Source organism: Shewanella aquimarina, assembly GCF_023349185.1.
In the GTDB taxonomy this organism is placed as follows: Bacteria; Pseudomonadota; Gammaproteobacteria; order Enterobacterales; family Shewanellaceae; genus Shewanella; species Shewanella aquimarina.
On the sequence record NZ_JAKIKY010000006.1, the window covers coordinates 149,877 to 164,941 of the forward strand.

The following is a 15,065-nucleotide window of genomic DNA, read 5'->3' on the forward strand; positions in this document are numbered from 1 at the left end:
GTTAAGAGTCGAGCTTGTCGTCGGCCACCTTGTAGTGGGGATCTTCTATCAGGTTAACTTCCACCAGATCGCCCGCCTTATGCAGCAGCTGCTTACAGTCGTGGCTGAGGTGACGCAGGTGCAGTCGCTTACCCGAGCTGACATAGCGTTCAGCCAATGTATCTATGGCTTCGAGCGCAGAGTGGTCGCATACGCGGGAGTTTTGGAAATCCACAATCACGTCTTGGGGATCTGTCTTGGCATGAAACAGCTCTAAGAACTCGGCGACCGAGCCGAAAAACAGCGGGCCGTTGAGTTTATATACCTTCCAGCCATTGGCATCTTCGCTGACATCGACGTTGATGTGCTTGGCGTGCTCCCAGGCAAATACCAGCGCAGAGACGATAACACCGACAAACACAGCAAAGGCGAGATCGGTAAATACGGTCACCACAGTCACCAGGACGATAACGAAGGCATCGTGCTTAGGCACCTTGCGCATCACCTTGAAGCTTGCCCACTCAAACGTGCCCAGCACTACCATGAACATCACACCGACCAGCGCCGCCAGCGGGATCATCTCGATTAGCGCCGAGCCGAACAGGATAAAGGTGAGCAGGGCGATGGCTGCCGTGATCCCTGAGAGTCTACCGCGTCCGCCTGAATTAATGTTAATCATCGACTGGCCGATCATGGCGCAGCCACCCATGGCACCGAAGAAACCACTGGTGATGTTGCCAATGCCCTGGCCGACACACTCTTTGTTGCCTTTGCCTCGGGTACTGGTCATCTCATCGATCACCGTCAGGGTCAGTAGCGATTCGATAAGGCCAACCGCCGCCAGAATAAAGGAGTAGGGCAGGATGATCGACAGTGTCTCCAGGTTAAAGGGCACCGATGGAATGGCGAAGGTCGGCAGGTTACCCGCTATGGTCGCGCTCTCATCGCCTGACATGGATTTCAAGAAGTCCAGTACGTTACGGGTATCGAGATCCAAGAAGACTACGATGGCGGTGACCGTCAGGATCGCCGCTAACGAAGAAGGAAACGCCGTGGTGAGCTTAGGCAAGAAGTGGATGATTGCCATGGTGAGAGCTACCAGCCCCAGCATGAGGAGCAATTGTTCCTGTGGCAGCCAGGTTAATACACCGTTGGCATCTGGCACCTTAAATTGGCCCAGTTGCGCCAGAAAGATCACTATGGCGAGGCCGTTGACGAAACCTATCATCACAGGATAGGGCACAATTCGAATAAATTTCCCCAGCTTGAACAAGCCGCATGCCACCTGTATCAGGCCTGCGAGTACCACGGCGGCAAAGAGGTATTGCACCCCATGTTCGCTGACCAGTGCCACCATGACGACGGCCATGGCGCCGGTTGCGCCGGAGATCATGCCTGGACGACCCCCGATGAGGGCGGTGACCAGTCCCATGATGAAGGCGGCGTATAGGCCAACCATGGGCTCGACACCGGCGACGAAAGCAAAAGCAACGGCTTCGGGCACCAATGCCAGTGCAACCGTGAGTCCCGACAACAGGTCGGCTCTATGGCTGCTGGTTTTGTGACGAATAAGATCGAACATTTAGCCTCTGTTATTAATATGTTGGTTGATTGATTTTCGGCCGCGCATACTAGCAAAATAGCGGCGCTAATAAAATAAAAAGCCATGCATTGTTGCATGGCTTTTTTGACTTAAGGCTTAGTATACCTTAGGGACGGGCCATTTCCGAGTTTGCGCTGTTGGCGCGTTTCGCCGGCTCGGCCGAGGCTTCTTTTGCCGTAGGCTCATATTGACGTCCCGATGGGGTATCGACTAGCGCCCTGGCTTCTACCTCTGGCTTGGTCATGGTCGAGCTCACCATGGAACCAAAGCGGCTGGTAGCCTTAGCTGCAGGCTTCTCGGCCTTAATGCTAGCCGCCTCTTCTGACGACTCAGTCTTTACAGGCTTTTCCTGTACCTTAGCGGCAGGTTTTACCTGAGTGTTAGGTGCCTGTATGGCTGCTGGCTTTGCCATTGGCGCAGAGGCAGCGCTGCTCTCTTTCGCTGCAGGCTCCTGAGCCGCCGACGCCTGTGTTTCAGCCTTGGCTTCTTGCGCTTCGACTTCAGAGGTTTCGACCTGTGCAGCCTCCACCACTTCGGCAGCGACAACTGACTCTTGCGTCTGCGCTGCATCGTCATTCGCCTGTGGCGCAGCTTCCTGGCTAGCCTTAACCTCTTCAGGTGTGCTGGTTAGATCCAGTTCCGCCTGAACTTCCTCTTTCAGACTGGCCTCTGCTTCACCCGCTAGTGGCAGACTTTGCTGAGCGTCTTCTACAGAGGTTTCCTCTTGAGCTACGACTTTGGCCTTCGGCGCACGACGCTTTGGCTTAGGCTTGCTCTCTTCTTGAGCAGTTTCTTCAGCCCCTTCTTTAGCAGGTGCTTCTTCTGCAGCGGCACTGGCCGCTTCATTAGCTTCTGCCGAGGTCGTTTCAGCTTTGCTTTGGTCACCAGCTTCTTGTTGACTAGCTGCTTGTTGAGTTACTTCCGCCTGGGCTTCGCTAACCACTTCAGCACCGCTGCCGGTTTGCAGCTGCTCGTCCAGCAGAGGAGCGGTCTCCACCTCATTTGGGATAAATGCGGGTTCGCCATTGCTCGCTTCGCCATTGTTTTCCTCATCGCGACGACGACGCTGACCGGCGGCGCGTAGATGACGTGGGCTACGACGACTGCGACGCTGACCTTCTCTTGGCTCGCGCTTGCCTTCTGTCTCTGCTTCCTGGGCCTGAGCCGCAGTATCGTCGACTTGCGCTTCGTCTTGAGTCGCCTTGTCGGCATCAACTGGGGCTTGAGGCTCGCTCTTGGCCTGAGTCTCTGTAGCTGGTTGCTCGGCGGCCGTTTCTTCGGCGGCGCTTTGCGCGACTTGCTCGGCTTGAGTCTCTTCCTCTACCTTGTCGACTTTTTCCTGCTTAGGCTTGCTCTTACGAGGCTGACGCTTCTGGCGCTGCGGCTTGTCTTCTGCTTTGGCTTCTGCGGCGGGCACTTGTACCTGCTCGTCGTTGGCCTTTTCGGCAACGTCGACGGCCAGTGCAGCTTCATCGGCTAACTGCTGCTCAGACTGTACGCGCACCTTGCGGCGCATGTTACGACGTTGACGACGCTCGCGAGCGGCCTCTTGCTTTGGCTGCTGTGCCTTGCTCTCAGTGTCTTTACTCTGGCTCTGAGGCTTGTCGTCACGGTCGCGCTTTTGGCGCTTCTCGTTACGGCTCTTAGCATTGCGGTTGTCCGTGTCGTCAGACTTGGCACCACGGCTGCGCTTGTTGTCAGTCTCTTTACCTTCTTCGCGACTCTTACGTGTATCGTTGCGACGATTGTTGCGACGGCTGTTACGATTTTGTGCGTTGCGACGAGGCTGCTCTTTCTTAACCTCTTCTTTCGGCTGCTCTGGCTCACCGCCAAATAGCTTACCGATAGCGGCAAATAGCTTAGCAATCAGGCCTGGCTCTTGTGGCTTTTCGGCCTGCTTGGGCGCTGCGGGTGCCTTCTGGGTTGGGGTATCCTTAACCGGCGTCGAGAAGCCTTTGAGGGCTGGCTCTGGTGCGGCGGCACGCTCTAGCTTGCGTGGCTCATAGAGCTTAGATTCAGGCTGCTCGAGTAGCTTGTAGCTCGATTCGCTGATCTGATCGTCCTTGCGATGGCGGGTCACGCGGTAGTCCGGTGTCGTCATGTTAGGATCTGGGATCACATAGACTTCTACGCCATGACGCTGCTCCGTGATGCGTATGGCTTTACGCTTCTCGTTCAGCAGGAAGGCGGCGACATCGACCGGTACGACGGCCTCAATTTGAGAGGTGTTCTCTTTAATCGCTTCCTCTTCCATCAGACGCAGAATCGAGAGGGCCAGCGACTCAGTACCACGAATAGTGCCTTGACCATGACAGCGTGGACACAGGTGCGCGGCAGACTCTTCCAAAGATGGACGCAGACGCTGACGTGACATCTCCATCAGACCGAAACGAGAGATGCGTCCCAGTTGGACACGGGCTCTGTCGTGATGCACGGCGTCGCGCATTCTGTTTTCGACTTCGCGTTGGTGTCTGACCGGTGTCATGTCGATGAAATCGATAACAACCAGACCACCCAAGTCGCGCAGACGTAGCTGACGGGCAATCTCGTCGGCCGCTTCAAGGTTCGTATTGAGTGCGGTTTCTTCGATATCGCCGCCCTTAGTCGCCCGGGCCGAGTTGATATCGATTGAGGTCAGAGCTTCGGTTGGATCGATAACGATAGAACCACCAGAAGGCAGGCGCACTTCACGCTGGAAGGCCGATTCGATCTGGGTTTCAATCTGGAAATGGGTAAACAGCGGGACTTCCGCCTCGTAGCGCTTGATACGATCGACGAAGTCAGGACGCACCAAAGCAACGTGTTGTTTGGCCTGTTCATAGATACGCTGATGGTCGATCAGGACTTCACCCACGTCGCGGCGCAGGTAGTCACGGATGGCGCGTACGATAACGTTACTCTCCTGATGGATCAGGAAAGGTGCAGGGCGGTTTTGCGCCGCTTCTTCGATGGCTGCCCAGTGATGCTGGAGTACCTTAAGGTCCCATTTCAGCTCGGTGGCATCTTTACCAACACCTGCGGTGCGTACGATAAGACCCATGCCTTGCGGTACTTCCAGCTCAGACATGGCCGCTTTTAGCTCGGTACGCTCATCGCCTTCGATTCGGCGAGAGATACCGCCGGCACGAGGGTTGTTTGGCATAAGCACAAGGTAAGAGCCCGCCAGACTGATGAAGGTGGTCAGGGCCGCGCCCTTGTTGCCACGCTCTTCTTTGTCAATCTGTACTATGACTTCCTGACCCTCTTTAACCACCTCTTTGATGTTAGGACGGCCTTGGAAAGAGTAACCTTTAGGGAAGTATTCGCGTGCAATTTCTTTGAGGGGAAGGAAACCATGACGCTCCGCGCCATAGTCGACGAAAGCCGCTTCGAGTGAGGGTTCTACGCGAGTGATTTTACCCTTGTAGATGTTGGCTTTCTTCTGCTCGTGACCAGGACTCTCGATATCGAGATCGTACAGTTGTTGCCCATCAACGAGGGCAACGCGCAACTCTTCAGACTGAGTCGCATTAATTAACATCCGTTTCATGATGACGTATTTCTTCTTAAAATAAGGTCATCAAACGACGCTTTTTCGATGCATTACGGGCCCAGAATCGGTAAGTGGAGCCTCACGGCTTGGGTCTGGGCTAGGGTGCGCAATCTCTGTAAGACGCAATCGCTGCGTGTCGCATCCTATTTATGGCTTATTTTTTAAAATCGCTAAAAACAAGGAATTCGTTGTTAAACGTCAACCAACCCCATAAATTCTAATGTACTTTCCGGTAATGCCAAAATCGATAAGTGCTCGTCTGACGACAAGTTAATAGTAAACTTCGAAATTGGGGGCGCTATTCTTAGAGAAACCACGTTGAAATGTGGCATTGATACTGTGTTTAGTCGTTTAAACTCGTTTTCTCGGTTTATTTTTATCCAACGACTTGTAAGTCAATGACTTACTACTCAGTAAAAATGGCTTTTAGTCTCCGCTCTTCGCGCCTGCGTTGGGGGATTTGTGAACACTTTATTCACTATTTATCCCCATTGGCGTGGCAAATATAGCAACAATCCTGAAAATCAGCAAATGGAAAGGCACAAAACTTGTTATCTGATGTACAATGTGCAGCTTGAAAGAGACAAGGCGTAGCATGAACAATCAACAAGCATTAAATAAAGTCGAACTGGTGACGATCGACGAAGATCACCTCGGCCAGCGAATCGATAACTTTCTGGTGACTAAATTGAAGGGCGTTCCCAAGAGCATGATCTATCGTATCGTGCGCAAGGGCGAGGTGCGGGTCAACAAGAAGCGGATCAAGCCCGAATATAAGCTGCAAGACGGGGACGTGGTGCGTATTCCGCCTGTTCGTGTCTCAAGCAATGAAGATAAGCCAGGGCCGAGTGCCAAGTTGACTAAGGTGTCTCAACTCGAGGGACGTATCCTGTTTGAAGACAAGGCCATCATAGTGCTCAACAAGCCGGCAGGCATCGCGGTGCACGGCGGCAGTGGCGTCGATTTTGGCGTCATTGAGGCGATGCGTTCACTCAGGCCGCAGCAAAAGTTTCTTGAACTGGTTCACCGACTGGACAAGGAGACCTCAGGGGTCTTGTTGATTGCCAAGAAGCGTAGCGCCCTTAAACATCTCCACGATCAACTGCGTTACAAGAAGATGCAGAAGGATTATCTTGCCCTGGTACGCGGTGAATGGCAGCGTCATGACAAGGTGGTCAATGCGCCACTATTGAAACTCACCCTTAAATCGGGCGAGCGCATCGTGCGGGTCAATCAAGAGGGTAAGCCCTCAGAAACCCGTTTTAAGATTATGCAGCGCTACCAAGGGGCCACGCTGGTGCAGGCCAGTCCTGTTACCGGACGCACCCATCAGATCCGTGTGCATTGCCAGTATGCCGGTCACCCCATAGCTTGCGATGAGAAATACAGCGAGCAGAAGTTCGATGACTCCATGCGCGCGTTGGGGCTTAACCGTCTCTTTCTCCATGCGGCCCAACTGAAATTTACCCATCCGGTCACCGAAGAGGTGATGCAGGTTAAGGCGCCACTGGATGCGGCACTACAAGACTTGTTGAATAAATTGGATAAGGCATGAAACGATACGATTTAGTGATCTTCGATTGGGATGGTACCCTGATGGACTCGGTCAGCAAGATAGTGGCCTGCATGCAGCAGACCGCCAGAGAGCTGAGTATGATGGTGCCGAGTGAGCAGGCGATACGTGACATCATAGGCCTGTCAATGGACGAGGCACTAAATGTCCTGCACCCCAGTGCCTGTGAGCAGACTCGCCAGAATATGGTTAATGTGTATCGCAAGCAGTATCTGCAGCTCAATCAAACGCCGAGCCCTCTGTTTGATGGCGCCGAGCAGTTACTCTTGTCCCTTAAGGCATCTGGGCATCAACTGGCGGTAGCTACCGGCAAGGCCCGCGCCGGGCTAGACAGGGTGCTCAATGAGACAGGTTTTCATCAGCATTTTGTGGCCAGTCGCTGCGCCGATGAGGCCATGAGTAAGCCTCACCCGCAGATGCTGCATGAGCTACTCTCACTGCTCGATGTTGCTCCCGAGAAGGCGGTGATGATCGGCGACTCGGTGCACGATCTCAACATGGCGAGCAATGCGGGCATAGATGGCATTGGCGTGAGTTATGGCGCCCATTCGGCGTTGAAGCTGCAAGAAGCCAACCCTGTCGCCATCGCCGAGCATCCGCTGGCGCTGCTACCACTCATCACTGGCGAGCCTCATTAAGCCGCTTACGGCGCTTGTTGCGGTACATGGCTTTGTCTGCCAGGCAGATCAGCGCCGAGACATCTTTTTGAGCAGGCTCGACCCAATGGTAACCAATACTGGCGGCGAGTCGCAGATGCTCCCCTTCGTGCCTAATGCCTTCATCGAGCATCTGATCTAGGTTGAGGCAGAGTCTGGTGAGCGCCTGTCGCTTGTCATCCTCATCTTGTGCGTCGAATCTATGCAAAATGATAAATTCGTCGCCGCCTATTCGCGCTACCATCTCCGCCTCGGCGCATGCCTCCCGTAAGATCTGCGCCACTCTTTGTAAAACCTGGTCGCCCACCAGATGGTTGTAGTTGTCGTTGATCTGTTTGAAATCATCAAGATCCAAATATAGTACCGCCAGCTCAGCTTGGGTGTCGGACAGGTTTGGCAGTAAGTCGGCAAAGTGATTAAATAGGGCGAGCCTGTTAGGCAACTGAGTCAGAGAGTCATGAAATGCCAGATATTCGCTCTCCTCTTTTGCCTTGTGCAGCTCGGTGATGTTATGGGCCGAGACGATGACACCATTGATTCGACCATTCTCATCTTGGTGCGGATTGTGATGGACGTTGAGGTATTGCGGCTCGGACACCGAAGGGGGATGGATGCGGGTCTGGGTGTTGATCGACTCTCCCGCAAAGGATCTGTCTAGCAGTGGCTTTAGATAGTTATCGAAAACCGCTTTTCCGTGGATTTCACTGGCATGCTTGCCAACAATCTCACTTGAGTTGCAGTTGAGTAGGTGTTCGTAGCCTTTAGATACCACGTGGTAGCGATAGTCCAGATCGACGAAGGACATCATGTGGTGGGTCGATGCGATCATCTGCTTGTGCACCGATAGCTCCCTCGACAGTAGCAGGCGCTTATATTCGACGCCAATTCGCTGGGCCAATAGGCGGAAAAACTCCCGTGACTTGGTGTTCTCCCTCTGGGGCAGGGGATCCATGACTAAGATGTGCCCAATTGGGTAGCCCTCATCGTCCAGGATCAACTCGCCCTGATAACTGACCGCCCCCAGATCTTTAATCAGCTTAAAGTCGGGGAAGCGTTGTTGTAGATCGCTTGCGTACAAGAGATGAGTATTGGGGTAACGCATCTGATAGATGGCTTCACAGGGGGAGCCTTTGAGATCAAACTCAAATCCGGGAATGGTTTGTTTAAGGTCGCAAAATGCGACCACTTCAATTTTCCCTTGCAGAGTCGAAGGCCGGGCGAAGGCCGCCCAGCGACACTGAGTGACAAGTGCTAGCGCCTTCAGTGCCCGCTGAAAAAAGCGCTCATCAATACAGGGCGCGGCAAGCAAGGCAAGGGCTTCTTCAAGATCGGTCATAGTATAACCACCCCAAGTAAACTGACTTCCTTGTCGCTAACATTGTTATTGGCATGTAACAACCAGTCATTTCAACATAGCGAGTTTTTGATCGGTTGTGAAGTGGTTATCTAGTGATTAGTCCTGAATTGGATTCATGCGGTGGTATTAATTGCTGTGTCTTTGGTGGCAGTTATTAACTAGCTGCCGGGGCAAGAATGTCGACGCCTTGCTTGAGTAGCATTTCAGTGAGCGCGATCAGGGGTAAACCTACTAGTGTGTTAGGATCCCGTCCCTCCAGACGCTCGAACAGGGCGATGCCGAGGCCTTCTGACTTAAAGCTACCGGCGCAGTAGAGCGGCTGCTCAGTATCAACATAGTATTGGATCTGCTTGCTGGTCAGCGTCTTGAAGTGCACGACGAAGGGCTCGCAGATTACTTTATGGGATTCGTTAGCCGCATTAAAGAGTGCGAGTCCGGTATAGAAGGTGATCGATTTGCCTGAGACACGTTCAAGCTGTGCGATCGCGTTGGCTCGCGTCAGCGGCTTACCTATGATGTCGCCATCGACCACCGCCACTTGATCTGAGCCGATAATCAGTCCGCTCTGGCGACCTTGGGCGCCCGCCCTGGCTTTGGCGAGTGCCAGACGTGTGACCAGTTCCTGAGCCGGTTCACCGGCAATGGGCGTCTCGTCGACCTCAGGGGCGCAGGTGTCAAACTTGATGGCCAGCTTTTGCAGTAATGACTGACGAAAGACTGAGGTGGATGCGAGTATGATGCTTGGGGTCATGGTTTAACCTTGTTGTTTCTCTGGTATTTGTTGCGCCTGAAGCAATAGCCGATTCTTCTGCCTTTATATGCCTCTATGACATTTATGGCATCTAAATTGAGGCGCGCCGTAAACTAGCTCTGCGTGGCGACCATCATAATTCATCTGGCTTCAAAAGACAGAGCTAAGCTGAGAACAACCAAAGCGGCGCGTGAACATTTGCCGTTTGCGTTGAGAAAGAGGCTGAACCGTTGCCTAGGGCTGTTTTCTTAGTGCAGTGGGCCAGTCGTGGTGAGCTAGGTGTTTGCGTCATGGCTTTGGGGTCAATAGTGGCTGAGGTTAGACAAAAATGAGGTTATAAATAAACCCTCAAATGACCCAAGAAAGAGACCGATATAGGTGCCGCGGGCTATATTTAGACAAGGGTAATGAAAAGAACAGGCTAACCCCGTGCGAATGCTTTTATTTTAAGCGTGCGGGGCTTGAGTATCCATTGGCCCTTGGGTAAAATTTTCGCTCCAACAATTTTTGAATTATTGATGGGTTTTATCGCTTTCGTTAACGGGATCGATAAAGGAGATAAATTTTCCTTTGACTCAAGGTAATTCAAACTATAATATGCGCGCCTTATGCAAACAGTAAAGATACCGGTTTCAATTGATCCTATACGCGCAGCGGCCAGCAAGCTTTCTTATGAAGGCGTTGTTCCCGGTGTGCAGTTAAAGCGATTAAATGAATTATGTGCCGGCGACTGTTCCGATGTGGCAGTGTCGCTTGAATGTGGTGTAGATATACAGGGGATAGTCTACCTGAAAGGGAAGGCTGTGACGGAGCTCACTCTGATATGTCAACGTTGCATGACGCTTTTTACCACTGAGGTTACGGTCGACTTTTGTTTTAGCCCTTGCGGGTCTGAGGCAGAAATCGATGAGCTCCCGGATGCGTATGACCCTATTGAGTGCAATGAGATAGGTGAGATTCGTCTGCATCAATTGATTGAAGATGAATTGATAGTAGCTATGCCTTTGATCCCGATGCATGCAGAAGAAAGCTGCAGCAAAGGCGATCAAGATGTAGTAGTAGGCGAGATTGAACCCGCTCAAGAGGAGCGTCCAAATCCGTTTGCAGTGTTAGAAAAACTGAAGAGCAAGTAATCTAGGAGACAGGTCAAATGGCTGTACAACAGAATAAAAAATCTCGTTCAAAGCGCGGTATGCGCCGTTCACACGACGCGTTGAGCACTGCTCAACTGTCAGTTGATGCAACGAGTGGTGAACTACACCGTCGTCACAACGTGACTGCAGACGGTTACTACCGTGGTCAAAAGGTTATCAACAAGTAATCTGTTGATTGCCGATGACTAATCTGACGCTTGCGTTAGATGCGATGGGGGGCGATTTTGGTCCCCGCATCACAGTGCCTGCAACCCTGCAGGCACTTCGCTTATATCCCTTCTTACACGTCATCATGGTGGGTGATAGGTCGCAAATCGAACCTCTGCTAAGCCACCTTGAGTCAGACATACTTTCGCGTATCGAACTCGTGCATACCACAGAAGTGGTGAAGATGTGCGACAGACCCGTGCATGCGCTGCGTAACTGCAAGCAAAGCTCAATGCGTCTGGCAATCGAACTGGTACGGGATAAGAAGGCGCAGGCCTGTTTGAGCGCGGGTAATACCGGGGCCTTGATGGCCATCTCCAAGGTGTTACTCAAGACACTGCCGGGCATAGACAGACCCGCCCTGGTCAGTTGCCTGCCGGCGGTCAATCATAAACCCGTGTACCTGCTGGATCTCGGTGCTAACGTCTCCTGCTGCAGTGAAACCCTGTTTCAGTTTGCGGTGATGGGCTCGGTGTTATGTGAGGCCGTGGATAAGAATCCCGCCCCTAAGGTAGCCCTGCTCAATGTGGGCATCGAAGAGATCAAGGGTAACGATCAGGTACAACAGGCGGGGCAGTTACTGCAACAGAGCCCACAACTCAATTACGCCGGCTTTATTGAAGGCGATGCTATCTATTCGGGTAACGTCGATGTCATCGTCTGTGACGGTTTCGTCGGTAACATTACCCTGAAAACCTCTGAGGGGATCGCAAGGCTCCTCGTCCATCAGTTGAAGAAAGGCTTAACTCAAGGCTTTTTTGTACGATTACTGGCCAAGTTAATCGCACCGCGCATTAATAGTGTTTTAAATCAGATGAACCCCGACCACTATAACGGAGCAAGTCTGATAGGATTGCGCGGAATTGTAGTAAAAAGTCATGGAAGTGCGGATGAATCTGCCTATTTACAAGCAATTAGTTTGGCAGTGACCGAAGCACAACGTCGACTCCCCAAGATGATCGAAGAGCGTCTTGAGTCGATCCTTTTAGACATAAATAACTGATATCTCCTTATGCATACAAAAATTCTCGGAACTGGTAGTTATTTGCCAGCGCAAGTCCGTAGCAATCAAGATCTGGAAAAGATGGTGGACACCAGTGACCAGTGGATTGTTGAACGTACCGGTATTTCAGAGCGCAGAATAGCCGCCGAAGACGAATCAGTATCGACCATGGGTTATGCCGCCGCCGTACGCGCCCTGGAAATGGCAGGGGTAGACCCTAGCGAGCTGGATATGATCGTATGTGGCACCACCAGTGCTAATAACGCCTTTCCTGCTGCTGCCTGTGAAATTCAGGCGATGCTGGGCGTGCACACCATTCCGGCCTTCGATGTCGCAGCTGCCTGCTCAGGCTTTGTCTATGCCTTATCGGTTGCCGATCAGTTTGTAAAGACGGGCGCGGCCAAGAAAGTCTTGGTGATTGGCGCCGATGTCTTGTCGCGTCTGTGTGAGCCAGAAGATCGCACCACCATCATCTTATTTGGTGATGGCGCCGGCGCCGCGGTTGTAGGCGCTTCAGAAGAGCCAGGCATCATCTCGACCCATATTTACGCCGATGGCCGTCAAGGCGATCTGCTTAAGTGTTCCTTCCCGCCAAGAGCCGGTGAGTCGTCTCAAGCCGTTGGCTATATGACGATGAAGGGCAACGATGTCTTCAAGGTCGCCGTGACTCAGCTTTCCCATGTGGTCACTGAGACGCTACGCATCAACCAGATCGATAAATCAGAGATCGACTGGCTGGTGCCTCATCAGGCCAACTTCCGCATCATTAAGGCGACCGCCAAGAAGCTCGACATGAGTCTGGATAAGGTGGTCTTGACCCTGGCCAAACATGGTAATACCTCGGCAGCCTCTGTGCCGATCGCCTTGGATGAGGCGGTGCGTGACGGACGTATTCAGCGTGGCCAACTCTTGCTCCTCGAGGCCTTTGGTGCCGGATTTGCCTGGGGCAGCGCGCTGGTTCGTTTTTAGTCGATTTTAGTACTAGAATACATTGATTTAGTAAAGGTATATAAAAATGGAAAAGATTGCTTATGTCTTCCCTGGGCAGGGTTCTCAGGCCGTAGGCATGTTGGCCGAATTGGCGGCGGAACATGAGGTCGTCGGACAAACCTTCGCTGAGGCCAGCGAGGTATTAGGCTATGACTTGTGGCAACTGGTACAAGAGGGACCTGCGGAGTCGTTGAATCAGACCGACAAGACCCAGCCAGCTTTGCTTACTGCAAGTGTCGCCATTTGGCGTGCTATTCAGGCCACATCAGCGCCTCAGCCAGCCTTGCTTGCAGGCCACAGCCTGGGTGAATACTCGGCATTGGTATGCGCAGGCGTGATCGATTTTAAAGACGCGGTGAAATTGGTTGAGCTACGTGGTCAACTGATGCAGCAGGCTGTGCCTGCCGGCACTGGCGCCATGTTTGCGATTATCGGTCTGGATAACGACGGTATCGCTAAGGCATGTGAAGAGGCGGCGCAAGGTCAAGTCGTTGCTCCGGTTAACTATAACAGCCCTGGCCAAGTGGTTATCGCCGGTGAGAAGGCGGCGGTAGAGCGTGCGGCGGATGCCTGTAAGGCGGCCGGTGCCAAGATGGCCGTTGCCTTGCCTGTGAGTGTGCCATCTCACTGCCAGTTGATGAAGCCTGCGGCGGATGAGTTGGCAAAGGCGTTGGACGCATTGAGCTTTAATGCTCCTAGCATTCCTGTGATCAACAACGTCGATGTGGCTATGCCTGAGGCGGTTGATGCCATTAAAGATGCGCTAGTACGTCAGCTTTACTGCCCGGTTAGATGGTCTGAGACCGTTGAGAAGATGGCCGCAGAGGGCATCAGTCAGCTGGTTGAAGTGGGCCCAGGCAAGGTGCTAACCGGTTTAGCGAAAAGAATCAATAAATCACTGAGCGCGAAAGTGGCGAATGATAGCGCCTCTGTTGCGGCGCTCGGTGAATAAGGAGTAATAGATGAGTTTCAATCTCGATTTAACAGGCAAGGTTGCCTTGGTAACCGGTGCTAGCCGCGGTATTGGCCGCGCGGTCGCCGAAACATTGGTTGAGGCCGGCGCCTTAGTGATCGGCACTGCGACCAGCGAACGTGGCGCAGCCGCTATCCAGGAATACTTGGGTGATAAGGGTCATGGATTAGTATTAAATGTTACCGATAGTGAATCAGTTGACCAATTATTTGCCTCGATCAAAGAAAAAGTCGGTGAAGTTGATATTCTGGTAAACAATGCGGGTATCACGCGCGATAATCTCTTGATGCGTATGAAGGAAGATGAGTGGACGGATATCATAGATACCAACCTGACCTCTCTCTATCGCACCTCTAAGCCGGTGTTACGTACAATGATGAAGAAGCGCAGTGGCCGTATTATTAATATTGGCTCTGTTGTAGGCACAATGGGCAATGCAGGTCAGACAAACTATTGCGCAGCTAAAGCTGGTTTGATTGGATTTACAAAATCTCTTGCAAGAGAGGTTGCATCTCGTCAAATAACAGTGAATGCTATTGCTCCTGGGTTTATCCAGACCGATATGACGGATGAGCTGACGGAAGAGCAGCAAAAAGGTATTATGTCACAAGTTCCTATGGAAAGACTGGGACAGCCGCAAGAGATTGCAAATGCTGTACTGTTTTTAGCATCGGATTCAGCGGCTTACATCACAGGGGAAACTCTGCATGTAAACGGCGGCATGTACATGGTTTAAACGTCGGTTATAACAACTGACTGATTTTGATTGATTTTTGGCGTAGACTTACGTAGGTTTTGTGGTTAGACCACAAAAGTTAAGCTTGCATTGTGTGCCAAATTGAATAAACTACTCGCAATCTTACGCAAGTGCGTAATTTGAATAGGAAAGAAAACTAATGAGCAACATCGAAGAACGTGTAAAGAAAATCATTATCGAGCAACTGGGCGTTAAAGAAGAAGACGTAAAACCAGCAGCATCTTTCGTTGACGACCTAGGTGCAGATTCTCTGGACACCGTTGAGTTGGTAATGGCTCTAGAAGAAGAGTTTGACACTGAGATCCCTGATGAAGAAGCTGAAAAGATCACTACTGTTCAGGCAGCGATCGATTACGTTTCTAAGAATCAGTAATACTGAATTCTCTAAAACAGGCGGCAATTTTGCCGCCTGTTTTTGTTTGAGGGCTAGGCGCAGGTGAGGGCGGATGCCCGTCTGAGTTTCCTGTGCTATAACCTAATAAGCCTTGTTTTTCCGGCCTCCTTCGAGGCCTCCCATCTCATTCTAGTGA

Annotated in this window: 13 protein-coding genes; 9 read left to right on the forward strand and 4 right to left on the reverse strand. The window is 52.0% G+C overall.

What is annotated here, in order from left to right:
• Position 1 precedes the first annotated feature (1 nt).
• Together L2731_RS09390 and rne are read right to left on the reverse strand one after the other, a co-directional pair.
• Entirely contained in the window at positions 2-1,561 is a 1,560-nt protein-coding gene (locus L2731_RS09390) for a SulP family inorganic anion transporter (RefSeq protein ID WP_249252844.1), read from the reverse strand.
• Between the two features lie 127 nt (positions 1,562-1,688).
• Positions 1,689-5,111 carry a ribonuclease E gene (rne, locus tag L2731_RS09395; RefSeq protein ID WP_249252846.1) on the reverse strand — a complete coding sequence of 1,141 codons (3,423 nt, stop codon included), beginning with the start codon at positions 5,109-5,111 and terminating at the stop codon, positions 1,689-1,691.
• 598 nt (positions 5,112-5,709) lie between these two features.
• Between rne and rluC the strand changes: the two genes are divergently transcribed.
• A complete protein-coding gene (gene rluC, locus L2731_RS09400; protein WP_249252848.1) occupies positions 5,710-6,669 on the forward strand; it encodes a 23S rRNA pseudouridine(955/2504/2580) synthase RluC in 960 nt (319 codons plus the stop codon).
• The gene (locus L2731_RS09405; RefSeq protein ID WP_249252850.1) at positions 6,666-7,325 is read left to right on the forward strand and encodes an HAD-IA family hydrolase; all 660 of its coding nucleotides are present in this window, start codon (positions 6,666-6,668) and stop codon (positions 7,323-7,325) included. The genes rluC and L2731_RS09405 overlap by 4 nt, the downstream gene beginning before the upstream one ends.
• On the opposite strand, the gene L2731_RS09410 is transcribed toward L2731_RS09405, so the two are convergent.
• Both L2731_RS09410 and L2731_RS09415 read right to left on the reverse strand, forming a co-directional pair.
• Positions 7,306-8,679, reverse strand: a complete 1,374-nt coding sequence (locus tag L2731_RS09410) for a sensor domain-containing diguanylate cyclase (RefSeq protein ID WP_249252852.1) — start codon at positions 8,677-8,679, stop codon at positions 7,306-7,308. The genes L2731_RS09405 and L2731_RS09410 overlap by 20 nt on opposite strands.
• 175 nt (positions 8,680-8,854) lie before the next feature.
• Entirely contained in the window at positions 8,855-9,451 is a 597-nt protein-coding gene (locus L2731_RS09415; protein WP_249252854.1) for a Maf family protein, read from the reverse strand.
• A gap of 608 nt (positions 9,452-10,059) precedes the next feature.
• Between L2731_RS09415 and yceD the strand changes: the two genes are divergently transcribed.
• From yceD to acpP, 7 genes are all read left to right on the forward strand, one after another.
• The gene (yceD, locus tag L2731_RS09420; protein ID WP_239850253.1) at positions 10,060-10,584 is read left to right on the forward strand and encodes a 23S rRNA accumulation protein YceD; all 525 of its coding nucleotides are present in this window, start codon (positions 10,060-10,062) and stop codon (positions 10,582-10,584) included.
• Positions 10,585-10,601: 17 nt separating this feature from the next.
• The gene (gene rpmF / locus L2731_RS09425) at positions 10,602-10,772 is read left to right on the forward strand and encodes a 50S ribosomal protein L32 (RefSeq protein WP_011865398.1); all 171 of its coding nucleotides are present in this window, start codon (positions 10,602-10,604) and stop codon (positions 10,770-10,772) included.
• 14 nt (positions 10,773-10,786) lie between these two features.
• Complete coding sequence (plsX, locus tag L2731_RS09430; protein WP_160794952.1) at positions 10,787-11,815, forward strand: phosphate acyltransferase PlsX; 1,029 nt, start codon at positions 10,787-10,789, stop codon at positions 11,813-11,815.
• 9 nt (positions 11,816-11,824) lie between these two features.
• Positions 11,825-12,784, forward strand: a complete 960-nt coding sequence (locus tag L2731_RS09435; RefSeq protein WP_041511593.1) for a beta-ketoacyl-ACP synthase III — start codon at positions 11,825-11,827, stop codon at positions 12,782-12,784.
• A gap of 46 nt (positions 12,785-12,830) precedes the next feature.
• Complete coding sequence (gene fabD / locus L2731_RS09440; RefSeq protein ID WP_249252856.1) at positions 12,831-13,757, forward strand: ACP S-malonyltransferase; 927 nt, start codon at positions 12,831-12,833, stop codon at positions 13,755-13,757.
• A 10-nt stretch (positions 13,758-13,767) separates the two neighbouring features.
• Positions 13,768-14,514 (forward strand): 3-oxoacyl-ACP reductase FabG, encoded by a 747-nt coding sequence (fabG, locus tag L2731_RS09445; RefSeq protein WP_239850255.1) that lies wholly within the window; start codon positions 13,768-13,770, stop codon positions 14,512-14,514.
• A 160-nt stretch (positions 14,515-14,674) separates the two neighbouring features.
• Entirely contained in the window at positions 14,675-14,908 is a 234-nt protein-coding gene (acpP, locus tag L2731_RS09450) for an acyl carrier protein (protein WP_011865403.1), read from the forward strand.
• The last annotated feature ends 157 nt before the right edge of the window (positions 14,909-15,065 follow it).